The 22,502-nt window shown below is 55.7% G+C and carries 20 protein-coding genes and 1 pseudogene; 13 read left to right on the forward strand and 8 right to left on the reverse strand.

Features of this window, described 5'->3' with window-relative positions; translation table 11 throughout:
- Positions 1 to 289 precede the first annotated feature (289 nt).
- Complete coding sequence (locus tag DES29_RS10980) at positions 290 to 1,285, reverse strand: LysR family transcriptional regulator (protein WP_021995680.1); 996 nt, start codon at positions 1,283 to 1,285, stop codon at positions 290 to 292.
- 145 nt (positions 1,286 to 1,430) lie between these two features.
- Between DES29_RS10980 and DES29_RS10985 the strand changes: the two genes are divergently transcribed.
- The 3 genes from DES29_RS10985 to DES29_RS10995 all read left to right on the forward strand — a co-directional run bounded on the left by DES29_RS10985 (position 1,431) and on the right by DES29_RS10995 (position 5,430).
- Positions 1,431 to 3,254, forward strand: a complete 1,824-nt coding sequence (locus tag DES29_RS10985) for an aryl-sulfate sulfotransferase (RefSeq protein ID WP_021995679.1) — start codon at positions 1,431 to 1,433, stop codon at positions 3,252 to 3,254.
- A 170-nt stretch (positions 3,255 to 3,424) separates the two neighbouring features.
- Complete coding sequence (locus tag DES29_RS10990; protein WP_016474710.1) at positions 3,425 to 3,841, forward strand: deoxycytidylate deaminase; 417 nt, start codon at positions 3,425 to 3,427, stop codon at positions 3,839 to 3,841.
- Between the two features lie 425 nt (positions 3,842 to 4,266).
- Positions 4,267 to 5,430, forward strand: a complete 1,164-nt coding sequence (locus DES29_RS10995; RefSeq protein WP_021995678.1) for an iron-containing alcohol dehydrogenase — start codon at positions 4,267 to 4,269, stop codon at positions 5,428 to 5,430.
- 120 nt (positions 5,431 to 5,550) lie between these two features.
- Here the strand turns inward: DES29_RS10995 and DES29_RS11000 are convergent, their stop codons facing one another.
- Positions 5,551 to 6,651, reverse strand: a complete 1,101-nt coding sequence (locus DES29_RS11000) for an amidohydrolase (RefSeq protein WP_113854899.1) — start codon at positions 6,649 to 6,651, stop codon at positions 5,551 to 5,553.
- 186 nt (positions 6,652 to 6,837) lie between these two features.
- Here DES29_RS11000 and DES29_RS11005 point away from each other — a divergent pair, with 186 nt between their 5' ends.
- The 4 genes from DES29_RS11005 (at position 6,838) to DES29_RS11020 (ending at position 9,648) form a co-directional block, all read left to right on the forward strand.
- A complete protein-coding gene (locus DES29_RS11005) occupies positions 6,838 to 7,374 on the forward strand; it encodes a nitrous oxide-stimulated promoter family protein (protein WP_240907172.1) in 537 nt (178 codons plus the stop codon).
- Between the two features lie 5 nt (positions 7,375 to 7,379).
- The gene (locus tag DES29_RS11010) at positions 7,380 to 7,715 is read left to right on the forward strand and encodes a hypothetical protein (protein ID WP_005429762.1); all 336 of its coding nucleotides are present in this window, start codon (positions 7,380 to 7,382) and stop codon (positions 7,713 to 7,715) included.
- A gap of 238 nt (positions 7,716 to 7,953) precedes the next feature.
- Positions 7,954 to 8,949: an amidohydrolase family protein gene (locus DES29_RS11015; protein WP_005429756.1), complete on the forward strand. Its 996-nt coding sequence runs from the start codon at positions 7,954 to 7,956 to the stop codon at positions 8,947 to 8,949.
- A gap of 24 nt (positions 8,950 to 8,973) precedes the next feature.
- Positions 8,974 to 9,648, forward strand: coding sequence for an orotate phosphoribosyltransferase (locus tag DES29_RS11020; RefSeq protein ID WP_005429754.1), 675 nt, complete (start codon positions 8,974 to 8,976; stop codon positions 9,646 to 9,648).
- 119 nt (positions 9,649 to 9,767) lie between these two features.
- Here DES29_RS11020 and DES29_RS11025 read toward each other — a convergent pair whose 3' ends face one another.
- The gene (locus DES29_RS11025; RefSeq protein WP_021995214.1) at positions 9,768 to 10,316 is read right to left on the reverse strand and encodes a DUF4186 domain-containing protein; all 549 of its coding nucleotides are present in this window, start codon (positions 10,314 to 10,316) and stop codon (positions 9,768 to 9,770) included.
- Between the two features lie 162 nt (positions 10,317 to 10,478).
- Here DES29_RS11025 and DES29_RS11030 point away from each other — a divergent pair, with 162 nt between their 5' ends.
- Positions 10,479 to 11,138, forward strand: coding sequence for a response regulator transcription factor (locus DES29_RS11030; protein ID WP_005429749.1), 660 nt, complete (start codon positions 10,479 to 10,481; stop codon positions 11,136 to 11,138).
- A gap of 10 nt (positions 11,139 to 11,148) precedes the next feature.
- Here DES29_RS11030 and DES29_RS11035 read toward each other — a convergent pair whose 3' ends face one another.
- On the reverse strand, positions 11,149 to 11,466 hold the full coding sequence (locus tag DES29_RS11035) for a helix-turn-helix domain-containing protein (protein WP_021995213.1): 318 nt from the start codon (positions 11,464 to 11,466) through the stop codon (positions 11,149 to 11,151).
- A gap of 184 nt (positions 11,467 to 11,650) precedes the next feature.
- Between DES29_RS11035 and DES29_RS11040 the strand changes: the two genes are divergently transcribed.
- Positions 11,651 to 12,427 (forward strand): nitroreductase family protein, encoded by a 777-nt coding sequence (locus DES29_RS11040; RefSeq protein ID WP_046446752.1) that lies wholly within the window; start codon positions 11,651 to 11,653, stop codon positions 12,425 to 12,427.
- 26 nt (positions 12,428 to 12,453) lie between these two features.
- Here DES29_RS11040 and DES29_RS11045 read toward each other — a convergent pair whose 3' ends face one another.
- Positions 12,454 to 12,864, reverse strand: coding sequence for an RHS repeat domain-containing protein (locus DES29_RS11045; RefSeq protein WP_113854900.1), 411 nt, complete (start codon positions 12,862 to 12,864; stop codon positions 12,454 to 12,456).
- A 241-nt stretch (positions 12,865 to 13,105) separates the two neighbouring features.
- On the opposite strand from DES29_RS11045, the gene DES29_RS11050 reads away from it, so the two are divergent.
- A complete protein-coding gene (locus DES29_RS11050) occupies positions 13,106 to 14,335 on the forward strand; it encodes a sugar transporter (protein WP_005429745.1) in 1,230 nt (409 codons plus the stop codon).
- A 61-nt stretch (positions 14,336 to 14,396) separates the two neighbouring features.
- On the opposite strand, the gene DES29_RS11055 is transcribed toward DES29_RS11050, so the two are convergent.
- Genes DES29_RS11055 through DES29_RS11065 form a run of 3 tightly spaced genes read right to left on the reverse strand, consistent with a single transcriptional unit; the run spans position 14,397 to position 20,177 of the window.
- On the reverse strand, positions 14,397 to 16,841 hold the full coding sequence (locus tag DES29_RS11055; RefSeq protein ID WP_113854901.1) for a DEAD/DEAH box helicase: 2,445 nt from the start codon (positions 16,839 to 16,841) through the stop codon (positions 14,397 to 14,399).
- Between the two features lie 15 nt (positions 16,842 to 16,856).
- Positions 16,857 to 18,269, reverse strand: a complete 1,413-nt coding sequence (locus DES29_RS11060; protein ID WP_021995230.1) for an ATP-binding protein — start codon at positions 18,267 to 18,269, stop codon at positions 16,857 to 16,859.
- 36 nt (positions 18,270 to 18,305) lie between these two features.
- Positions 18,306 to 20,177: a TerB N-terminal domain-containing protein gene (locus DES29_RS11065; protein ID WP_021995229.1), complete on the reverse strand. Its 1,872-nt coding sequence runs from the start codon at positions 20,175 to 20,177 to the stop codon at positions 18,306 to 18,308.
- Between the two features lie 158 nt (positions 20,178 to 20,335).
- On the opposite strand from DES29_RS11065, the gene DES29_RS11070 reads away from it, so the two are divergent.
- From DES29_RS11070 to DES29_RS11080, 3 genes and pseudogenes are all read left to right on the forward strand, one after another.
- Positions 20,336 to 21,289: a LysR family transcriptional regulator gene (locus DES29_RS11070; protein ID WP_021995228.1), complete on the forward strand. Its 954-nt coding sequence runs from the start codon at positions 20,336 to 20,338 to the stop codon at positions 21,287 to 21,289.
- Between the two features lie 150 nt (positions 21,290 to 21,439).
- A complete protein-coding gene (locus tag DES29_RS11075; RefSeq protein WP_016474732.1) occupies positions 21,440 to 21,907 on the forward strand; it encodes a hypothetical protein in 468 nt (155 codons plus the stop codon).
- Between the two features lie 362 nt (positions 21,908 to 22,269).
- A pseudogene (locus DES29_RS11080) lies at positions 22,270 to 22,502 on the forward strand (NAD-dependent malic enzyme); the annotation flags it as partial.

The following is a 22,502-nucleotide window of genomic DNA, read 5'->3' on the forward strand; positions in this document are numbered from 1 at the left end:
ACGGCGATTGAAACTGTGGGAACGCTTGCGCACCGGGTCCCATTTGGTTTGGTAGGCCTTGATGTAGGTATAGCCCTTGGCGTTGGTTTCGGCAGAGAAGTACCAATTTTGACTATCGGACATGAAGCCCCCTTATGATCTATATTTATGTGATATGGATCACATTATCATGAATTTAACCGTCTGCTTTCCAGAGCTGTTGAAAACCAGGCTTTAAGAACCGAAGAATAGCCAAAATTGATGCTGGCCAATATAAATATGGATCAGCTATCCGGGAGTTCAGGATACATCAACGGTCAAAAGGCAGCAGTTCCTCGGCTTCTTCAAAAATCCGCTTCGCGCCAATGGTTATTTTTGACCGTACCCAAGTAAGCAGCGGCGTATCAGAGCTGCGGTACCAAAAAAGCCCCGGGCGCCAAGGTAATTTGAGACCTCGCTCCTGCCGAAGGATTTCAACGGGGAAATAACGCGCGAGCTTCAACGCTGTTTCTCTTGGCATACGCATTAAAAGATCAGATTCAGAGCAAAGGCAGGCTCCGGCCACGAAATAAGGCATCTCACACGAAATTTTGTCAGCCAGATTGCATTGCTGACCAATAATGAACCGATTCTCAGTGGATCCCATCGCCAGCGCAATACCGATATGTTTGAATCGAGCTGTGTCTTCGAAAGTCAGCCCGCCGTTGTGCGCAGCAATAGCCTTCAGAGGATGATTGCGGCGTACAAGCAAGACATGGTCAGATGTGAAAAGCGGCATTTCAATGAATCCTGCCGGCACAGCCTTCCCTTCGGTTGAATAGATAGCAAGGTCGATCTTGGCATCGCGCATGGATTCAAGCATGTTCGAATAACGATCATAAATCTCAAACTTCACGCCGGGAACTGTCGCTTCTAATTCAACAATCAATGGCGAAAGCAGCGTAAGAAACGCATTATCGACAGCCACGATACGGATGACGCCTTCGGCTTTGCGAGGATCAAACGGCTGCGGCGAAGTAAAAAGTTCGTCCAAATTTTCAATCATGCGCCGGCACACGGGTTCAAGTTCAATCATTCGGCGCGTCGGGACCATCCGGCCCGCTGAATAAATGAAGAGTTCATCTCCGAACCACTCTCGCGCGCGGGCAAGTCGCCGTGATGCCGTTGGTGTTGTGATGCCTAAGCTCTCCGCAGCGCGCGTCAAAACGGGCTCCCTTAGAAGTCCGCACATGAGTCTCAGAATTTGACAAAACGCTTCATCCCGAATACTCAAAGGCAGATCTGTATCTTGGTGGTCACTCATCATTTTATTTTTCGCAAAAAAGGATTGCAGCCTTTCATTTTTATATCGGATAAAAGAGTATGCAACATAACGACCTGAATTAATAGACTTTTTATGTCGAATAAAGCTCAGCTTCGACGATGTCAAACCACCTCAGGGAGTCACGTTTATGCAATTTCAAAAGACGGCGCTTGCGCTCTGCGCTGCAGGTCTCCTATCACTGCCTGGCCTTGTTGCCGCAAGCGGGGGCCCTTCAGGTCCCGCGGTCACTTTTGCGGTTCAAGGCAACATTGGTGAAGTCATTGTCAACCCATACAAACTTGCCCCGCTCACGGCCATCATTCGCAACGGTGGCTATGAACTGCAGGATGTTGAAGTTCGGATTGTGCCCAAGCAAAACGGACAGGAAATCAAATATAAAGTTTCCAAACGACAGCTGAAAAATAATGCCGGCATTCCCATTTTTGGCCTTTATCCAGATTATCTCAATACGGTTGAGGTGAAATACACACGCCTATTCAATGGGAAAGCTGAAAAATTCTCTGAAAGCTATCAGTTCTATGCACCGCCCGTTTTCACACTGTCCAATGGCATGCCTGCACAAAAAGGCACCATGTTTCAAACTGAAGTTATCAAGGTAGATCCTCAGTTTAAGAATCGCCTCTATCTCGTCGACAATCAGCTTTCGCCGATTTCGCCGCACGGTGCTCGATTCACTTGGAATAATCCTTCCGGCGGTGCTCTGGAGTGGGCTTTCAACTCTCAGGTCGGCATTATTGATACTTCTGGTGATCTGCGCTGGTATCTTCTCAACGGCATCATCAATGACCCGGCGGATCCCTGGACGTCCGGGTTCATGATGGGCTTCCAACAAACCAATGACGGCGCACTTACCTGGGGCTTCGGTCAGCGTTATGTCAAATACGATCTGATGGGACGTGAGATCTTCAATCGCCGCCTGCCGGAAAGTTATTCGGACTATTCACACGCCTTCGACAACGCTCAGAATGGACACAGCTTCCTGCGTGTAGCCTCTTCTGACTACCGTCGTCCTGACGGCAAACGCGTTCATACCGTTCGAGATGTCATCGTCGAAATTGATCAGAACGGCGGTGTAGTCGACGACTTCAGACTGTTTGATATTCTTGACCCGTACCGTTCCAATGTGGTTCAAGCAATGGATCAGGGAGCCGTATGCCTCAATATTGACGAATCAAAGTCGGGGCAGACGCTATCGGCTGAAGACCTCGCCAAGATGGATGCCAACGGACAATTCGGCGATATCGCCGGTACGGGCCCTGGACGCAATTGGGCGCATGTGAACTCCGTTGACTATGATCCGACCGACGATGCAATCATTATTTCCTCTCGTCACCAAGGCATCGTGAAAATCGGCCGTGATAAGAAGGTCAAATGGATTCTGGCATCTCCAGAAGGCTGGAAGAAAGGCTGGGCAGAAAAAGTTCTGACTCCGGTCGACCACAACGGCAAACCCATCAAGTGTGAAAACTCTAAATGCGAAGGCAGCTTTGATTGGTCCTGGACTCAACACACCGCCTGGCGAATTGATTCCAAGTCCAATAAAGACGTGCTGTACCTCTCTGTTTTTGATAACGGTGATGCCCGCGGCATGGAGCAGCCCCCGCTGCCCGACATGAAGTACTCGCGCGCGGTGGTCTATAAGATCGATCAAAAGAAGATGACGGTAGAACAGATCTGGGAGGTCGGCAAGGAACTCGGCCATCCGTACTTCAGTCCTGTGACGGGTCTCACAAAGTACATGGAAGATACCGACACGATGATGGTGTATTGGTCGACAGCTGGTCTCGGCGCTTCTCCGGAAAAGAAAGGCAATAAGCTCGGCCGCCTTAATCCTCATATCTGTGAATACAAGTGGGGAGAAACAACACCTGTCGTCGATATTGTCCTTTGGGATACGTTCGGTTATCAGGCTTTCCCGATTAATCTTGAAAAAGCCTTCACTCTGAACTAAGCGCAGACATTGAGCTGCTCGACGCCTTCCCGACAGCGGTCTGGAAGGCGTTCGTTTTTTGCAAGTCATCCAAAAAGCTTATTGAGCTCACCTCTGAAACCCACGCTTTGACTCGCTAGAATTCATTCTTCGCTTCGGCTCACCGCAACAGCTGTCATTGGAGCAATGGAATGGATATCGTCAAAGACAACCAGATGTATATGCGTATTGCACAGATTGCCGCGGAGCGCAGCTATGCTAAGCGGCTCAAGGTTGGCTGCGTCATCGTGAAAAACCACTCCATTATTTCTTTTGGATGGAACGGTATGCCGACGGGGTACGACAACTGCTGTGAAATGGAAGTTGACGGCAAACTCGTCACCCGTCCGGAGGTCCAGCACGCGGAGCTCAATGCCATCGCGAAGCTCGCCGAAAACGGCTATTCCTCCAAAGATGCTGCGATTTTTATTACGCACAGCCCCTGCATCCACTGCGCGCTCTTGATTCAAAAATGCGGCATTTCACAGGTTTTCTATCACGAGCTTTACAGAAGCCGCGAGGGACTGGACTTTCTCGAGCGTGCCGGCATCAAGGTGACTCAGCTGTAACTTCTTCGCGAGGTTTTCAGCAAAACGCTCAACTTGCCTAGCCTCCTCTCCATTCAAGAGCCTAGCCGCCCTTGATCTCTTTTTTGGTCTCGAATATCCGGCCGTCCAGGGGACAGCCGATGGCCAGCGCGGCACTTGCCGCTTTGCCTCCCTAACCAATATGAGGGCTGAATTTTTGGCTTTGGGCCATTAAACAATCCTTCGCCCGGAACCCATGGTCTTTAACTGCATGCCCAAGCATGCCGCAAGCGAAAAAAAAACAGGCTGCAGTTGACTGGTGAGCAATTCAGGCAGTTCTTTGACTGAAACCGCGCTTTCGCCGTCCCCGTCGAGCGGCAAAATACTGCTCAACAGTTCAATCCTCAAACGCCATTCCAAGTGAAGGGGTTTGATGGATTATTTTTTCTAAAAAAATTCAGATCCCCATGGAAAACTACGATCTTTATCTGCCCACACATCTCATCTTCGGCCGCGGACGCATTGATGAGCTCCCTTCTCTTTTGCCCGCCAAAGGCAGCCGCATCCTGCTTGCGATGGGCGGCGGCAGCATTCGCCGCATCGGTCTCTACGACAAACTGCGTGAACTGCTCTCTGATTACGAAGTCTTCGACTTTTCCGGCATCGAACCCAATCCGAAAATTTCCACGATTCGGCGTGCTGTTGAACTCTGCAAAGCGCAAAAAATCGACTTCATCGTTGCTGCCGGCGGCGGCAGCGTGATTGACGCTGTGAAGTGCATTGCTGCCGGCGCCTACTATGACGGCGACCCTTGGGATTTAGTGCTCGACCACAGCCGCATTGGCCGCGCCATTCCTTTCTGCGCCGTGCTCACCTTGTCGGCTACGGGGAGCGACTACGACAATTCCGGCGTCATCAGCAATTCGGCGACGAATGAAAAGATGTTCCTCGCCGCCTCAAATCTCTTTCCGCAAGCCTCCATTCTGGATCCGACCTACACCTTCACGGTACCGGCCAATCAGACCGCGGCCGGATCGGCGGACATCATCTCTCACACATTCGAGCAGTATCTCGTTAAAGAAGGCAATCCCTTCACGGATGCCATGTGCGAAGGGGTTCTGCGGACTGTTTTTGAGTATGCGCCCAAGGCCATTGCGGCTCCCGACGACTATGAAGCCCGCGCCCAGCTCATGATGGTGAGTTCGTTTGGCTGCTGCGGCCTACTTTCGATCGGCCGAACTCCGAGTCCCTGGCCTTGCCACGGCATGGAGCATGAGATTTCTGCCTTCTACGACATCACCCACGGCGTCGGTCTCGCTATTCTCACGCCCAACTGGATGCGCTGGAGTCTGACGCCGGAAACGGCTCCGCGCTTTGCGCAGTACGGCGTTCGCGTTTGGCATCTGAATCCCCAGGACGACGTCATGAAAAACGCTCAAAAGGCTATCGAAAAAACAGCCGAATTCTTCAAATCCATCGGCCTGCCTTCTAAGCTCTCCGAAGTCGGCATCGACGACAAGCACTTTGAAGAAATGGCCGATCATGTGGCCAAGATCTGGTGGTCCTTTGACGGCGCACTGCGTCCGATCAGCCGCAGCGGCGTCCTTGAGATTCTGCGTATGAGTCTTTAATCCTTCTGCCGGCGAATTTAAAGGCCGCAGTTCAAATGAAGCAAGAACTGCGGCTTTTTTTCATGCCGGTTCCGGCTTAACTGCGCCGGAACCGGGGCATCCAATCGCCCGAAACGCCGCTCAGCCGAGATGACGAAGCACAACGTTTTCAAAAACTGCCACGCCGAGCGGCAGCAGCGTATCGTCAAAATGCATTGTGGGGGCATGAAGTCCCGGCGCTGCTCCGACACCCACGCCAAAATAGGCGGCCTTGATTTCAGGACGAGCAAGCTTGTAGTTATGGAAGTCTTCCCCGCCGCCGCCGCAGTCGGGCGCGAGCTTATCAGGGCCGGCGGTTTCCTTGATGGCGTCAGCCACTTCAGCCACAAAATCGTCGTCATAGAGACAAGCCGGGCTCTGATCACGCAGAATCACTTCCGCCTCGGCGCCGTAGGCTGCAGCAGTTCCGGCAGCCACTCGGCGGATCTGCGCGAGCAGATCATCCATCAGTTCATTGGTCTGCGCCCTGCAGTCATAAGTAATGCGGGCAAGATCCGGCACTGTATTGGTAGCTCCTGAGTCTGCATGAATCTGCGTCGCCTTCGCCGACCAAGACATCTTCGGATCAAGCCAGATCGCCTGAATGCCGTTCATTAAGGCGCACGCCGCATCAATGGCATTGATGCCGAGATGCGGACGGGATGCGTGAGCACCGCGCCCTTTAATGACAATCGTGAGAGTGGTTGAAGCGGTATGCCGAACTGCTGCGCAGAGCATGCCGGCCGGGACATCTTGAATCGGGCGAATATGGGCGCCCAGCGCGTAATCCACGTCGTCAATGACGCCGGCCTTAATAATGACGGGCGCCCCCTGAAGGGTTTCTTCTGCCGGCTGAAAGAGGAGCTTGAGCGTCCCGCGTTTGATTTTATCCTTCAGTCTGCTCGCCGCTGCGAGGAGCATAGCGGTATGCCCGTCGTGGCCGCAGGCATGAATGCAGCAGGGCTTCCCGTCAATGACAAAGGGGAGCGCATCCATATCGGCGCGAAGCATGAAAACCGGCCCCGGTTCCGTGCCGCGGATGATGCCGACAACGCCCGTTGATCCGCCCACATTCTCATGCGTCTCAATGCCAAGGGCCTTCAGTTTTTCAGCAACATAAGCGCTGGTACGTTTCTCGTGGAGCGCGAGTTCCGGCATTTCATGGAGCTCGCGGCGCAGAGCGGTCGGGTCATAAATCGTCATCGTTTTTTCCTTTGAAGTAGATATGTCTGCCCGGAATGCTGTTTGACGAAAATGTTGCATCAAAAAAGCATAATTAAGGTATTCTTCGATCCGTCAATGTTACGCTCGAGCAAACTTGTTTTCCTTTCCGCCGCCAAAGACCTCGGCCGGCGGCCAAAAAATCGGCACTCGTCTGCTCTTTCTGCCATGTCTGAAACCCCTGCGCCAACTTCTGTTTCTTCCGCCCCATCGCCTGACCCCAAATCTAAACCGGCGGGATCAAACGCACGCACTGCGCCGCGTCCGGACCGCATGTCGAGACTGCAGGATCTCCCGCGTCTGAAAAGTGAAGCCCAAACAATACGGGTGATGGTCGAGGAGTTCTGCAGTTATCACCATGGCACGAGCGGACATATGCTCTGCCCAAAATGTCAGGCGTTTCTCGACTATGCCTTAAAACGTCTTGCCTGCTGTCCTTACGGCGAAGACAAACCCGTCTGCGGCAGCTGCAAGATTCACTGCTATAAACCCGCCGAACGGGAAACCGCACGGCAAGTCATGCGCTGGGCCGGTCCCCGTCTGATTTTTTCTCACCCGCTGATGGCAGTGAGTCATGTCGTCGACAAACTTGTGCACAAAGCGCCGGACAAGCCCCGCAACACCGCCCGGGCCAAACCGGCAGTGAAACCCGCAGCCCAAACCCCGTCACCGTCCCTGCCCCTCAAAAACAACAATAAAAGTTAATAGCCATGCCTTTCCTGCTTCTTATCCTGCCGATCCTTGCTCACATTCTGCTTGCGGCGCACCTGCTCTTTCATGGCTTAGGTCTCTTTGTTTCAGTGCTGCCGCTCCTTGCCGTGCCGCTCCTTTTCATTCCGAAACGCTGGATGGTCTGGCTGCAAAGCGCACTTCTCGTCCTCTGGGGCATTGAATGGCTGCGTTCTGCGTGGGAACTTGTTCTTCAGCGCATGGCATGGGGAGAGCCCTGGATGCGGGCAGGCGCCATTGTTGCCGGCTGCGGACTCTTTTCATGGCTGACTATTCTTGTTTTCCGCCAGTCACGCATCCGAAATTTTTATAAATAAAATCAAGAAGATCTCACCTCTTAAGCAGCATCAAATCGATTTCATGCATCAGCCGGCAGAGTGCTGAAAAGCCGTTCTGGCCGACAGAATATGTAACGATTTGTTGCTATCATTGGCGAAGAATAATAGCGTTCTATAAACTCTCGAAAGTTTAAGCCGCGCATTCGTGAAGCCCACGGGCGCGGCGTTTTCATAGAGTTAGGATTCCCACTATTCTCTCTCCCAAGGAGTTTCGTCAATGTCCACGACTGATAACGCCCCTCTGACGATCCGCGACATGATCGAGCCCGCGATCAAAGCCGCGGGCGGCTGGGTCAACACGCATGCGCACGCCGACCGCGCCTATACGCTCTCGCCCGACGTGCTTGAAATGCGCCGCACCTGCACGCTGCAGCAGAAGTGGGATGCGCTGGATCGGCTGAAGCGCGAATCTACTGAAGAAGATTTCTACCGCCGCTTCAGCCTTTTCTTTGAAAATCAGATCGCCCAAGGTGTGACCGCCCTCGCCACCTTTGTCGACATCGACCCGCAGAGCGAAGACCGCGCCATCATGGCGGGTCTGCGTGCCCGCGAGCACTATCAGGACCAGCTGACCGTCAAGTTTGCCAATCAGACCCTCAAGGGCGTCATCCATCCGGAAGCCCGCAAATGGTTCGACATCGGCGCCGATCTCGTGGACATCATCGGCGCGCTGCCTAAGCGCGACGAACGCGACTACGGCAAGGGAGCCGAAGCCTTCGACATCATTCTCTCGACGGCCAAAGAACGCAACAAGATGGTTCACGTGCACGTTGACCAGTTCAATGAGTCGCTCGAATACGAAACCGAACAGCTCTGCGAAAAAACGATCGAGCACGGCATGGAAGGCCGCGTGGTCGCCATTCACGGCATTTCGATCGGCGCACACTCCAAGGCCTACCGCGAACGCCTCTATGCACTGATGCGCCGCGCTCAAATGATGATGATCGCCTGCCCGACGGCCTGGATTGATACGCCGCGCTCCGAAGAGCTCGTGCCGATGCATAACTCCATGACGCCGGTTGATGAAATGGTTCCGGCCGGCATCACGGTCGCACTGGGTACCGACAATGTCTGCGACGCCATGGTTCCCTGGAACGCCGGCGACATGTGGCATGAAATGACCACGCTCGCTACGGGCTGCCGCTTCGACTACTTCGACGAACTTGTGAAGATCGCCACCGTCAACGGCCGCAAGGCGATCGGCATCGACTAATTCAGACTGAGGAGCCAATTCCAAATGTACGTTTCCCCTATTGCCAACGACATCCTCGCCGGCCACCTCATCAACTACGGCGCTGTCTCCTTCATGACCGACAGCCCGATGCGTCTGAAGTCCGGACTCGTCACGCCGATCTACGTCGACAACCGCTCGCTGACCGCGCATCCGGATGCCTGGCGCGACATCATCGAAACGATGTGCTCGCGCATTGCCCAGCTCGGTCTGAAGTTCGACATTATTGCCGGCGTTGAAGGCGCCGGTGTTTCCCACGCGGCAGCTCTGGCTTATCGCCTCGGCAAACCTTCAATCTTCGTGCGCCAGCGCCCGAAGACCTATGGCGACCACAGCCGTGTGGAAGGTTCCTCCGTGAAGGGCAAGCGCATTCTCATCATTGAAGATCACATCTCGACGGGTCTTTCACTGCTCTCGGCTGTTGAAGGCATCAAAGCTGAAGAAGGGATTGTGGAGGACTGCCTCGCCATCACGTCCTTCGGGATCGATGAAACGATCAAGCTCTTCCAGAACGAGAAGGTTGTCTGCCACGAACTGCTCGACTTCACGCTGGTTCTCGACAAGGCGGTTGAGGTCGGCAAGATTGATCAGGCGCAGCGCGAAGTCCTGATTGACTGGCTCGCCAACCCCTGGACCTGGGCAGCTCGTCACGGTCTCACGCCGACGGGCAACGAAAATTAATCGCCCGCAGGATCTGCAGCGCTGATGCCCTGCAGGCGCCCCTCTTAAGCCGCCGACAGCTCTTTGCTGCGGCGGCTTCATTTTTGTGCTTAAACGCAAGTGCTTAACGCGGGCGGTCTTCAGACTTCATCAAAAAGGGAAGGTTCGGCAAACGACGCTTTCGCGCTTCGGGAACCTGGGGCTTCAGCTCGTTTGCGCTTCCTGGTCTTATTGGAGCTTGAAGGGGAAGACTCGGCCGTATGCGGCACCTGATAAGTTTGGGGATCCCTTCCTGCACGAACCAGTTCTCGCGAAATCCACGCCATCAAAAGATCCGCCAGACGTTCAACCTCCTCGGCGGACAACGGGCGATCCGGCGGAATCTGCTGCCACTTGAAGAGACACCCTCGACAGCAGCAGGCACAGGCATGCTGAGCCCGAAAAACCGGATGTCCGCGCCACGGCGTCTGCCTGCCGTCGTTGACGGGGTTGGCCGGCGCGAGACGCTCCAAGAGAAACCGCACGGCGTGTTCGCGCACTACAGGGAGACTTTTTCGGCCGATGAGCTCAATGTCGGCAGCCCCTAAATGAAAGCGGCTTCTAAAACGAGAGTGTGAGAGGCGTGCAAGAAGCGCATCAAAAGACGCCGACGCGCTATCCGAAGCAGCAAATGAAACTTCAGTAGACATAAGACACATATCGTTGCGCGCAAATCGGCAAATTGACCTGTCAGACACCTTTCGCCTTTGCGCGCATCCGCTACACTTTTCAGATTCTCGAATTATGGTGCAGTGCGCACCGCTTGAACTGCAGTCTCAGTGCTTATTGCTGAGATCGTCTGAGGCATTCCGATGAAGTATTTGATCGTTGACGACCATGCACTGGTTGCTGGCGCCCTTACGCTCCTTCTTGAAGACCGCGATCCGGAAGCGGACGTACACACGGCAGCGACGGCCGATGCCGCTCTTGAGTTGGTCGACCGTGAAGGTGATGCCGATCTGCTCATCCTGGACCTGTCGCTCCCCGGCGTCACCGGCACGGAACTGATGGAGGAGATCGTCCGCCGTCAGCCGATGCTCAAAATTCTCGTTGTATCGGGCCTCGCGGACCAGGAAAGCATCATGCGCGTGCTGCAGCTCGGTGCCGCAGGTTTTGTGCCTAAATCGCTCGACACGGAACTGCTCTCAAGTGCCATCGATTTTGTGCTTAAGGGCGGCGTGTACATTCCTTCAAAGCTTTTGACCGAAAGTCAAAAGGACGGCTTTTTCACCCGCACAGCCGCACGTTTGAAAGCACCCGAATCGGCTCCGCCGCATCTGACGGATCGTCAGCTTGACGTCCTTGCTCAGCTTGCCAAGGGCGCCCCCATCAAGCGCATCTGCCGAGAGCTCGATCTTTCTGAAGGAACAGTCAAAACACACGTTGCCGCGATCTACCGCTCATTTGGTGCATCGAACCGCACCGAAGCGCTCATTGCCGCCCGACGTGCGGGTTTTGACATCGACCTTTGAAGGCAATGACTCATTTCAGAAAAAGTGCGGGAGAGACCCCAAAGCGTTTGGCAAAAAGCTGTGCGGCTTCGGCTGAAATAGGCTTTACGCCTGCTTCCATATCGGAGATGCGCGCCTGGGTGCAGCCGAGCAGCCGAGCAGTTTCGCGCTGAGTCATGTGGTTTTCCTGACGCAGGCGCTTCAACGCCACGCCGGGCGCCTCAGCCGGTCTGCTGCCCGAGATCTGCGTCAAACCCAAGGCGGAATCCCACACTGCCGGTTCCTCGCCCGCGAGCCGAAAAGCAGCCTTGATGAGCGACGCAAAAGCTTCTGCTTTTTCCGCCGGCATTGAGATCCGGAAGCTTATTGCACCGTCGGGTTCTTGTATCCTTTCAATTTGAATTGCCACAGCACTTCCTTTCTTGCACAAGCCGACATCGTCGACAGCCGGAAGCTCCCGCAATGATTGGCGGTTGAGCACGCGGCGAGCGACATTTTATTAGCAGGCCGGACGAATACGCCCGGAACTCCAAATGAAGATTCAAAAAAAGGCCCTTGCAGCTATTGCAGAAATAACCAATGAACTCGGTGATCAGTTTGATGAACTGCGCGCCGAAATCGACCGCCGCTTTGGCGAACGTCGCTCTGAAGGCGAAGTCTTCCGCCCCCTGCCGGCCCCGCAGGGCATGGATATGTCTGTGCTTACGGCGTTGAACGAACGCCGCTCGCAGCGCAACTTCAGCAACGAACCGCTCCCCGATCAGCTCCTCTCGAACATTCTCTACGCTGCTGACGGCATCAACCGCAAGGGCGGACGGCGGACGACTGCTACCGCGCTCAATTGGCGCGAAACGGATATCTATGTTCTGAAGGCAAACGGCATTTGGCGCTGGGTTCCTGAACGAAACGGCGTGCTCTTCTGCTCACTCCATGACGTTCGTGATCAGACGTATCTGCTTCAAACGCAGCTCACGGTGCCGCCCGTTGAGCTCGTTTTCGTTGCCAACTATGCCCGCACCCGAAATTTTCTCTCCAACGCCGTAGAAACCATTGCTCCGAAAATCAAGAAGACGGCCGTTGACGAAGCTGAAATTCGAGAAGCACGCATCCGCGCCTGCACGCTGGACGTCGGCATCAAACTGCAGTCGGTCTATCTGGCTGCCGCAGCCATGAATCTCGCCTGCGTTGCTCGTACGGGCTTTCGCACCGACAAGATTTCCGCTGCGCTTCACCTTAAGCCCGATGAAGTCGTTATTGCAGCGCAGTCGCTGGGTTTCCCGGCCAAGTCGATCCTCGACCATCTCAAGTAACCGCTCGCTCTGTCTGGACGAGATCACTAACGAAAGTCTTCCCGTCCTAAATACCGGCCGGACGCGTCATAGCGCCGGCCGTTTTTATCTGTCCGTCCTTGATAACGTCCTGCGGCGTCATAGACGCGCCCGTCTGCATCGGTGCGGCCGGTAAAGCGCCCGGAGGCATCGTACCGGCGTCCGCTCTCGTCGGTGCGTCCTTGGTATCGACCGGCAGCATCGTACTCCCGCCCGTCTGCATCTGTTTTTCCCAGATACCGGCCGCTGCGGTCATACGCCCGTCCATCCGCATCGATACGGCCAAGATAACGCCCCGACGCATCATAAATACTGCTTGAAGGTTCTGCTGCAGCCATCGGCGGAAGCACTAAGATGCCGCCCATCAGCACTGCTGCCGCAGCCAAATGAATACGAATGAACCGGAAGTTTTTCAGCATACGCATCCTTCGCACCGCCTGAAAATGAAGGCTTTCCTCCGTCATTATCGTGCGCTGTGCGTCGATATTCGTCTCAAGCAAATGTTTGACGCAAACCAGATCAAATCCAGCACAATTCTTTCAGCAGTCCCTTAAACTAGGGATTTCCCTTCCGCCGAAATGCTAAGATGCGCGGTTCCGGAGCTGAACTCGCCGCACGGCGTCGACTCCTTTTTCTCTTCTTTTTTAGTTTCATCTTACGATGTCTGCATCTCAGAGCGCTCAAACCGGCTTTCGAGCTTGGATTCCGGTGATCGGTCTTGCGTTTGCCGCCTTCGTCTTCAACACTTCAGAATTCCTGCCGGTCGGGCTGCTGCCCGACATGGCGGCAAGCCTCAACGAATCTGTCTCCTTCATGGGACTCGTTATTACCGGCTATGCCTGGGTGGTGTCGATCATGTCGCTGCCGCTCGCGCTTCTTACCGCCCGCTTTGAGCGTAAGAAGCTCCTTCTTTTCCTCCTCGGACTCTTTGCAATCTGCCACTTCGCCGTTCTGTGGGTCGACAGCTTCTGGTCGCTTTACGCTACCCGCATCGGCGTCGCGCTTGCGCATTCGATCTTCTGGTCCATCATGAATCCGCTCGCCGCACGCATGGCGCCGGCGGGCAAACGAGCCACCGGCTTGGCTGCCGTTATGGGCGGCACCATCGTTGCAACGGTTCTGGGCGTCCCGCTCGGAACCAAAATGGGGCACCTCTTCGGATGGGCGGAATCCTTCTTTGTCATCGGCGCAGCGGCCTTTTTAGTGCTTATGCTCCTCTGGTATGTCCTGCCGCAGTGTCCGAGCAGGAGTGCCGGCTCGCTTAAGAGCCTGCCCGTCATTCTCAAGCGTCCTGCACTGCTGCAGCTCTACGGCGTCACGATGATCACGATGCTGGGGCAGTTCACCGCCTATTCGTTCATCAGCCCGATTCTCGAGCACTCCGCGGGGATGTCTGGTTCGGACGTCGTAGATGTTCTGCTTCTTTTTGGTCTGGCCGGCATTATCGGCACAGTGCTGAGCTCTAAGACGGTTGACCGCTATCCTTCGGCTTCGCTCACGGTTCCGCTGGTGGTTCTCTCGATGTCGCTCTTTCTCCTGGTGCCGCTATGCTCTTCGTGGCTCTCGCTCGTGCCGCTGCTTTTGCTCTGGGGCGCTGCTCAGACGGCAATCTGCATGGCGCTCAGTGCCAGCGTGCTTGTGGTGGCCTCCGATGCTGCGGACGTCGCAACATCGCTCTATTCGGGCATCTTCAATATCGGCATTGGCGGCGGAGCGTTTGTCGGATCCCTCGTCTCGCAGCATTTCGGCTTTACGCCTGTGGCTTTCGTGGGCGGCACTTTCATCACGATCAGCGCGCTCTTTTGCCTTGGCGTTTATTTCCGTACGGGCTCCGCACTGCTGCCTCACGACGATCTCTCGCGTGAGGTGGGCGAACCGCATAAACTCTGACACGGAAACGCACGGTCCCAATCTCAAGCCGCTCAAAGCCAAACCGCTGTGAGCGGCTTCTTTATGGTGCAGCCCCCTGCGAGCTGCCCGAGAGCTGCCGGCCGTCTTCGGCCTGCAGTCTTGCAGCCGATTCCGTCCCGCCTTGAAAAGCGCCGGCCCAGCTTTTTACTCGGGCCCGCATTTCATCAATGCCGAGCACGCCGCAGGCAAATCCTTTGCGGACGAGCTCAGCAGGGAGCGCCTCATCGTACTTTTCAAAGAGCGGCACTTCATCCGGATAGAGATAACACATGGGATCCTGAACTCGATCGGCAGCATCCGCAAGCGCACGGAAAAATTCCGGTGCGGATGCTTTCATGCGCAGGACAATGAACCAAGGGCGCGACGTTTCAAAGTTCGTCAGACCAATGTCTGCGGCAGCATGGATGCGGATCAGCCGCTCGAGCGCCAGAAACGGGTAGGTCCCGAGCCACGGGAAAAGCGCCCAGAAGCTGCCGCCCAGATTAATGAGCGGAGTTGTCGTCATGCCGGAATGCTGCGCCAGGCTTCTTGCCTGTGCGAGTCGTTTTCGCGCATTGGGCATGAGGTATGGATAATCCGTGTCTGAGCATAGCACTTCACAGGTTTTTTCCAGAATGTGCGTATGAATGTCGCCCGGACATAAGCCGAAAAACGCTGGAACGCGTCCTTCCGTCAGTCTGCACCAGACAATATGACGCTTGGGGTCAACCTCTTCGACTTCCCACACGCGTCCTGCAATGGCGATTTTTTCGCCGGCGGGCGGCGGCTGCACCAGCGTGCCAAGCTCCTGGCCGTCAGCACGAACGGAATATTCTTCGTTTTCCTGAAAGACCGCGTAGAACTTGAAGCCGGAGGTGACCCGCTCTCCGGCGAGTCCGACGATGAGACCGCCGCGTTCGGTGCGCTGAATGTGATCCGTGTCCAAAAGGTGCAGCAAAAGCGTGCGGTAGTCCTGCGGTGAAATGCGTCTGAAGGGCGAAAGAGTCAGCACGCGCCGAGCAAGTTCTGCGGGTGTGAGCTCTCCCTCCGAGGCGAGCGTTGCCATGGTCTGATGGTAGAGCAGGCTAAAGGGCAGGCGTTCCAGCCGCGGCGGCTCCACCCAATGGTCCTCACGCCAGCTTTCGACCAATCCGATGCCGTGAATCAGCTCCCACGGCAGCTGAGCGGGAAGCATTTCCCGGCTGTCGACCTCATCTTCACGCATAACAAAACGCATTTCAGGCGGTGACCCACGTCTGCCGGTGCGACCCATGCGCTGCAGGAATGCCGATACGGTAAAAGGTGCATTGATCTGAAAAGCCCGCTCGAGCCTGCCGATATCGATGCCGAGCTCGAGCGTGGCCGTCGTGCAGACGGTAAGCAGTGCGTTTTCCTCCTTCATCAGCGCTTCGGCATCAAGCCGCAGCGGCGTGGAGAGATTCCCGTGATGAATGAGAAAACGTTCCGGCTCGCCTGCCCGGCGACAGTATTCGCGCAGCGTGCTGGTAACCGCCTCGCACTCTTCGCGCGAATTGGAAAAAACCAGGCACTTTCTGCCCGCCGAATGCTCAAAAACATAGGCCAGTCCGGGATCCGCCGAAGCCGGCGCCTGGTCGGAAGCGGATTCCAATTCAAGCTGAGCACTGGCCTTGCTTGAATGAGCCCCCGGTCTTGGTTTTTGACTCGCCTGTCGAAGTGCGTCGCCCGCAGCTTTCCCTGCATCGGAGGCATCCGCAGCCGACTGGTCACTGACCTGCGCATCCACCATCACGGGCGCGTAGTCCGTGCGGTGCGGCTCCTCTTTCTTCGCAATGAAAAAGTGCTCCATTGCCAAGCGCCAGCGCACGGGCGGCTGCTCAAACTGCGGCACTACTGCGCCTCGCCGGGAACTGCCGCAGAGGAAATCCGCCGCTTTCTGCGGATCACCGATCGTGGCCGACAAACCAATGCGGCGCGGATCCGATCCCGATAGACGCGCAAGCCGTTCAATCAGACACATGGTCTGCCCGCCGCGGTCGCCGCGCATCAAAGAATGTATTTCATCAATGACGATGAAGCGCAGATCGCCGAAAAGTCTCGGAATGACGGAATGCTTCCTGAGCAGCAATGCCTCGAGCGATTCAGGAGTGATTTGGAGAATGCCCGAAGGATGCTCAATGAGTTTACGCTTTCTCGATTGAGCAACGTCTCCGTGCCATGCCCAGACGGGGATGCCGCCTTCGGCGCAGAGATCCGTCAAACGCTCGAACTGATCGTTGATCAGCGCCTTGAGCGGCGCGATATAAAGCGCGCCGACAGAAGCCGGCGGCTCTTCCGAAAGGAGCGTCAGGATCGGAAAAAAGGCGGCTTCCGTTTTGCCCGAGGCCGTTGAGGCGCAAAGCAGCACATGCTTATCGGTATTAAAGACTGCATTGCCCGCCGCCACCTGCACCGACCGCAGCTTCTCCCAACGATGCGCATAGATGAAGTCCTGAACAAACGGTGCGTAGCGCTCAAAGACGGTCATCAGCTGCCTCTTGCGTTAAATATTAAATTCAGCGTACTCGTCCTCTGCCTCGCCGTCACCCTCAGAATGCTCTGCGCTCTGGAACGCCTTAGTGCCAAAAAGCGCATCAACGGTGAGGTCCGGATTTTGCGCCAGAATGTTGAGCGCTTCGATGAAGTCGCGGATGATTTCTCGAGGCGTCAGGTGCGTGGCCGCGCCTTCGCGGTCATATTCGAGCTCGAGAAAGCGTGCGAGCGCCTGATCGCTCAGCACGAGACCCGTGGCAAATAAGTCCGCGTGCATATGGGCAAGCTTATCGATCAAAACCAGCAGTTCGTCGGGCGTCAGGGGCTCCAATTCAATCACCGGCGCCATCATGTCCCGGCGCCCATCTTGACTGAACCGGCCGGCAGCGAGCCTCGAGCGCAGCGCCTCATAACTGAAGATCCCGCGGCGCTGATCTTCAACAGCCTGAGGCGTACCGCTCATGATGACGCCTAACCCGCGAGCTCTCCCTTGGAGCATATCGTTGTAGATCGTGAGAATCTTTTCGTAGTTGTTTTGCCGCGAGACGCTGTTTGGAATTTTGTAGAGATTAACGAGCTCATCGATGAGTATCAGCAGCCCCTCATAGCCCGCGCCGCGCAGAAACAATGCAAAGAGCTTCAGAAAGTCGTACCAGTTGTCATCGGAGACCACCAAATTGATGCCGAGCTCCGCTTTAGCCTGTGCGCGCGTCGGGTATTCTCCGCGCAGCCATTTCACGACACGGGCGCGGACTTCGTCCTCGCCGGTTTCCATTGCACGGAAATACCGAATAAGCAGCTGCGAAAACTCGTAGCCGTGGAGCACTTCGCCCAAAGCATGCATGCGCTCGAGAATTTGGGCTTCGCCGCCGGCGAGAAATTCAGGCGTTCCGGGCTGGACGCCTTCGGCGGCCAGTTCCGCCCGCAGCCCAGCCATCCAGCGCTCCAAAATCAATCCGAGCGCTCCGCCTTCGGGCATGGTTTTCGTTGCGAAGTTCTGCACCAATTCACGATAAGTGGCGAGCCCTTGTCCTTTCGTGCCGGCCAAACGCCGTTCGGGCGAAAGGTCCGCATCCGCCACCACAAAGCCGCGTTCCATGACGTAGGTGCGAAGCGTCTGGAGCAAAAAGCTCTTCCCGGCGCCATACCGCCCGACGATGAAGCGAAAGCTCGCACCGCCGTCGCGCACAACTTCCATGTCGTTTAAAAGCGCTTCAATCTCGAGCCTGCGGCCTACGGCAATCCACCCCAGTCCGATGCGCGGCACAACGCCGCCCTTCAAAGCCGCCAGAATCGTGCGGGCTATCCGTTTGGGCGGTTTCAGCGGCTGCGGCGACGGGTGTTCAGCGCTGGCTGAACCGGACGCGGCTGAGCGTGCCTGCGGATTTTGCGGTGAAGACTTTGAGGTATCAGAGGTAGACATCGCTGTGAATTTAGGGGACTCTTTGTGTGATCAGCATCATAAAATGATACGCTTCACGTCGTCAATGTAATCCTCAATGACGGCCGGTCCCGCCGGCCTCATTTCCAGCACTGCATCGCCCACTGCATCAAAAAGAAGCTCATTGATGCGGTCCACAAACATCGCGGGAGAAAGACCTGCGCAGTCCGTCCGGCCGTGGTGAAGCAGTTCTGTCAGTGCGCTCTGAAGCTCCGGCGTCAGGCCCGCACCTGCCGGAGAAACCTTTAAAGCGCCCGACTGCGGCACGGATTCCGGCTCAAACTGCGGCTGCGGCATTGCCGGCGCAGGTGCTGTCGTTTTTTTGTCCGTTCTGCGTAATGCTGATGAATCCACGGCTGAAGAGCCATCGAGCATTTCGCTCTGTCGGGCTAAGAGGCATTGCACTGCTTCGGATGGATGAGGCTCCTCATACGCCGCTTGGTCATCGTGCTGAGCACTTTCTGCGATTTCTTCGGCAAGCACCAGACGATCACGATTGACCTCCGCATCCGTGCGAATATTCCCCAGCCGTGTGAAGTCAATTTTGCGCGCCGGGTTGGCAGCCCGCCGCCTGGCCTCAGCTTCATTTGCAGCAACGGTCTCAAAGGCCTCAACAACGGACGGGTCAGCCAAATTCTTTACCGGTTTAAAACCCGGCGTCTGCCGTCGGAGCATGTTTTCCGCTTGCTTCAGGAAAGCCAGAAACATCATTCGGGACGTGCGCGATTCGGCAATGCGTTCTTCAAAGCATAAGCCGTCGGAAAAAATCAGCGTTCTGCCGTCCGCAGTCACCACCGAACGGTCCGGCGCCTGCGTCATGTCAAAGAGACCGTTCTGAAAAAGCCGCCGTCTCGCTCCCGCAGCGCACCCGAGCATCTTTAAGCGCTGCGAACGAGGAACGTCCTGCACCCATTGTCGCCAGGCAGCTCCCGCAAGACGAAATACTTTTGTGAGGCGCTCTTCATCCATGCCTTCCTGCTTTGAAGGCTGTGAAGCTCCAGTAAGCTTGAAAAATGCATTTTTTTCCGGCGCATAGTCCGAAAGCGTAAAGAGGAACCCTCCGACGGCAAGATCGTCACCCAAGGCCGCCTGACAATCGATCAGTGCCCGCAGATGCTGATCGTTGGGCACCTTCGGCTGCGACCAGATATTCCGAGGCAGATGGCCGCCGTTGAGCCCCCAATAGTCCGCGAGATCCTGCAGCCAGCTTAAGGCCAGCCGGTCGATCGTAAAGTCAAATCGGCGGTAAGCCTCCCAAAAATGTTGGGCCGTTTGGTAGCTCTCTTCAGGACCGCTCGCTCCAATGCCGTTCACAAGCTCCATCAGATAAAGCACGGCATAGCTCGAGGAGACCGGCCGCGGAACGGGCTGCGCCGCGGCCATCGCCCGACGCACATCGGTCCGCCAGGCAAAATAGGTGCGAAGCTGACCTTGCGTCATCATGTCGTAGGCCGGACAGAAAGCGAGAAAGCGCTGCCGCTGCCCGCTGACATCCTCATAGTCGGCAGCCGCCATCCCCATGGCCCGAAAAACACCGCCTGCAGCGGCTCCGTCGGCGGCAGCCCTGTGCTGAGCTTCTTTCAGACGAGCCAGAACCTCTCTGAAAGCCCTGTCCCCTGTATCCGGCTCTGTTTTTTGGGAAAGCGTCGGAGAAGGCGTATCCGGCGCTCCGCGAAAATGCGCCCCCTTACGGAGAACGGCCTCATCCCTGCTGGATTTGAGCGTAATGGATCCGTCGCCCTGCATTGTGCTGCTGTGCTCGGAGGCCGCTTTGCCATTAAGTTCCAAGAAATCCCAATCTGAACCCGCATCTTCAGCGTTTGTTTTGTTCTGCCCCCGGCTGTCAGCGGCACGAGGCGGAATAACTTCGTCAGCGTAAATCTGAGACATGGCCCAATTATCCGGAAACTAGAAAAAGTGATCCAATTGCAAGCCAGACAATCAAGATTGCGAAACACGTCCGACCTTCATCTCGACGAAAGGAATGATTCTTCTTTACGTCACCGATTTTGTATTACGATGTTTAATATTGGAATTGGAACAGCATCATGGCGATTTTAGACACTCCGCAGCCCGACCTTTCGCTTGAAGAGCTGCGCTTCCTTGTGACGGTAGCCAAGACAAAAAGTCTCACGACCGCCGCTTCGCAGTACGGCATCAGCATGGGGGCCGCTTCCCGAAGACTTTCACATCTGCGCGAAGTCTTTGACGACGAGTTGTTTATCCGATCTGGCGTCACCATGCTCCCGACGATGCGCATGCGCAGACTTCTGCCCCGCGTGCTTGACCTCCTCGCCGCCGGCGGGGCGCTCCTCTCGCGTGACAACGTGGGGTTAGCCGACAGCCGTCGAATTGTTCGGCTGCTTGCGGCCGACAGCGCCGTGATGACGGTCTTTCCGCTGCTGGTTCGTCAGATGGCCAAGGACGCACCCAACGCCTCTATTGAACTCAATCCGCTCTCCGGGGATTTTTTGGAGCAGCTTCGCGCTGGCCGCGCCGACATTGCCGTTTACCCATTAGACACAGTTCCGAAGGACTTCCATCGGCTTGAACTTTATCAAAGCCGCCGCGGCATTCTTGTTCGGCAAGGTCACCCGCTCATCAAGAAATACGAAAAGGCCGGAAGAATTGAACTCGATGATTTGCGTGCTTTTAAGCACGTGATGATGAATTTGCCGGGAACACCGGAGCTTTCTCCTGTGGCTTATCAGCAATATGCCTTTGAGGTAGGTATTTCGCTGCCCTATTTCCTCGGCGTCCCCTATGTGCTTGCGGACACGGACTATGTCTACATTGGCCCCGTTGTAACTTTGATGCACTGCCTGCGGCTACCGGACTGCAATCTCCGAGTGCTGCCTGCACCGCCGGAAGTTTCCCCCTTTACGCCGGCGATTATTTGGCATCATGGGGCGCATACGGATCCATTCCTGCAGTGGGTTCGCGGCGTGCTGCTTCAAAGCGCCAGAGAAGAAGCCAAACGCTACAACGCTATCGAAATATAAAAAAATCCTCGCCCGAACCTCCTTGAAATAGTCTGCAACGCTTTCCTCAATGCACTCAAAAGGTCTGAGCTATAGTCAAAGACGGACAAAGCGGAGATGCTGAATCTTCGCCTCAATGATTGTTTTATGGATTTCGGAGGCTTCCCGATCATGCGCCGATCTGCCAAATTCACGGTTCTTGGAGTACTTGGAACCGTACTGCTTCTTTCGGGCTGCACGACTTACGTTTCTGTCGCAAGCGACCCCGAGGGCGCCGTCATCACCAGTGCCGACGGCAGCGAAACCTATGGCCGCGCACCCGTTACCATCGAATATGACCGCGACACGCTTGAAGCGAATCTGGGCAAAGTCCCGGGATTTGTAGCCACGTGGCCCTCCGGCGCTAAAGCCGCTACCGAAGCGCCGTATGTCGTGCGTGATTTCAAATACGGTGCGCAGATTGAGCTGCAACGCCCGGCCGATGCGCCTGGCTTGGAAGAAGATCTTCGGTTTGCCTTGGAGCAGGCTCAAGAGCGCGCTAAACGTGCCGAAGCGGATCGCCGCCGCCTGCAGCTTTATTACCAAGGCGGCTGGATGCACGGCCCATTTTTCGGTCCAGGCTTTTGGTATTTCCCATAGCCTTTTCCCAATCCGCTGCTGCAATGAGGAGAGTCCTGCCGGGCTCTCCTTTTTTCATGTCAGAGAACTGCCGGTAATTCCAAATTTCGTCAGAACATCAGCAGCGATGCCCTGCAAAAATTTTGCCGCGGCAGCTGACGTCCGATTTAACTTTGCCGCAAAGGCAGCGGTCAAGGTCCAGCCTAAGCCTTGCGCCACCTCCGTATTCCGGTTGAAATCGCATGTTTTCAATACCACCCTTTAGGTATGTCAAAGTTTTTTGGTCCTGCAGCCGATAAGATGCATCGTTGGACTGTGTCTCGAGTACGTCTCGGAATCCGTTCGAGCACAGTATTTTCCGCGTTCTCAAGGAGGAATTTTCCATGTCTAATTGCAGTCACAAGGCCGGCGCCGCCCTCTTTCGCTGTCCCTTCGCCAATAAGGGCGAAACTTTCACCAAAGAAGAACGCGCCGAATACGGACTGAGCGGTCTGCTGCCGACTGCCGTTTCGACCGTTGATCAGCAGGTCGAACGCATGCGTGAAATGCTTAACCGCTTCGAGAAGCCGATCGACAAAGCACTCCTCCTCGACAGCATCCGCAACACGAATGAAGA

The sequence above is a fragment of the Sutterella wadsworthensis genome (genome assembly GCF_003315195.1).
Taxonomy (GTDB): Bacteria; Pseudomonadota; Gammaproteobacteria; order Burkholderiales; family Burkholderiaceae_F; genus Sutterella; species Sutterella wadsworthensis.

Coding starts and splice junctions, on each gene's coding strand:
- DES29_RS10980 (WP_021995680.1), bottom strand. CDS start 1,285: ATGATGAGTGACCACCAAGATACAGATCTGCCTTTGAGTATTCGGGAT.
- DES29_RS10995 (WP_021995678.1), top strand. CDS start 4,267: ATGGAAAACTACGATCTTTATCTGCCCACACATCTCATCTTCGGCCGC.
- DES29_RS11030 (WP_005429749.1), top strand. CDS start 10,479: ATGAAGTATTTGATCGTTGACGACCATGCACTGGTTGCTGGCGCCCTT.
- DES29_RS11065 (WP_021995229.1), bottom strand. CDS start 20,177: ATGTCTCAGATTTACGCTGACGAAGTTATTCCGCCTCGTGCCGCTGAC.
- DES29_RS11015 (WP_005429756.1), top strand. CDS start 7,954: ATGTCCACGACTGATAACGCCCCTCTGACGATCCGCGACATGATCGAG.
- DES29_RS11010 (WP_005429762.1), top strand. CDS start 7,380: ATGCCTTTCCTGCTTCTTATCCTGCCGATCCTTGCTCACATTCTGCTT.
- DES29_RS11050 (WP_005429745.1), top strand. CDS start 13,106: ATGTCTGCATCTCAGAGCGCTCAAACCGGCTTTCGAGCTTGGATTCCG.
- DES29_RS11005 (WP_240907172.1), top strand. CDS start 6,838: ATGTCTGAAACCCCTGCGCCAACTTCTGTTTCTTCCGCCCCATCGCCT.
- DES29_RS11055 (WP_113854901.1), bottom strand. CDS start 16,841: ATGACCGTCTTTGAGCGCTACGCACCGTTTGTTCAGGACTTCATCTAT.
- DES29_RS11020 (WP_005429754.1), top strand. CDS start 8,974: ATGTACGTTTCCCCTATTGCCAACGACATCCTCGCCGGCCACCTCATC.
- DES29_RS11060 (WP_021995230.1), bottom strand. CDS start 18,269: ATGTCTACCTCTGATACCTCAAAGTCTTCACCGCAAAATCCGCAGGCA.
- DES29_RS11075 (WP_016474732.1), top strand. CDS start 21,440: ATGCGCCGATCTGCCAAATTCACGGTTCTTGGAGTACTTGGAACCGTA.
- DES29_RS11035 (WP_021995213.1), bottom strand. CDS start 11,466: ATGCCGGCGGAAAAAGCAGAAGCTTTTGCGTCGCTCATCAAGGCTGCT.
- DES29_RS11040 (WP_046446752.1), top strand. CDS start 11,651: ATGAAGATTCAAAAAAAGGCCCTTGCAGCTATTGCAGAAATAACCAAT.
- DES29_RS11045 (WP_113854900.1), bottom strand. CDS start 12,864: ATGCTGAAAAACTTCCGGTTCATTCGTATTCATTTGGCTGCGGCAGCA.
- DES29_RS11000 (WP_113854899.1), bottom strand. CDS start 6,651: ATGACGATTTATGACCCGACCGCTCTGCGCCGCGAGCTCCATGAAATG.
- DES29_RS10985 (WP_021995679.1), top strand. CDS start 1,431: ATGCAATTTCAAAAGACGGCGCTTGCGCTCTGCGCTGCAGGTCTCCTA.
- DES29_RS11070 (WP_021995228.1), top strand. CDS start 20,336: ATGGCGATTTTAGACACTCCGCAGCCCGACCTTTCGCTTGAAGAGCTG.
- DES29_RS10990 (WP_016474710.1), top strand. CDS start 3,425: ATGGATATCGTCAAAGACAACCAGATGTATATGCGTATTGCACAGATT.
- DES29_RS11025 (WP_021995214.1), bottom strand. CDS start 10,316: ATGTCTACTGAAGTTTCATTTGCTGCTTCGGATAGCGCGTCGGCGTCT.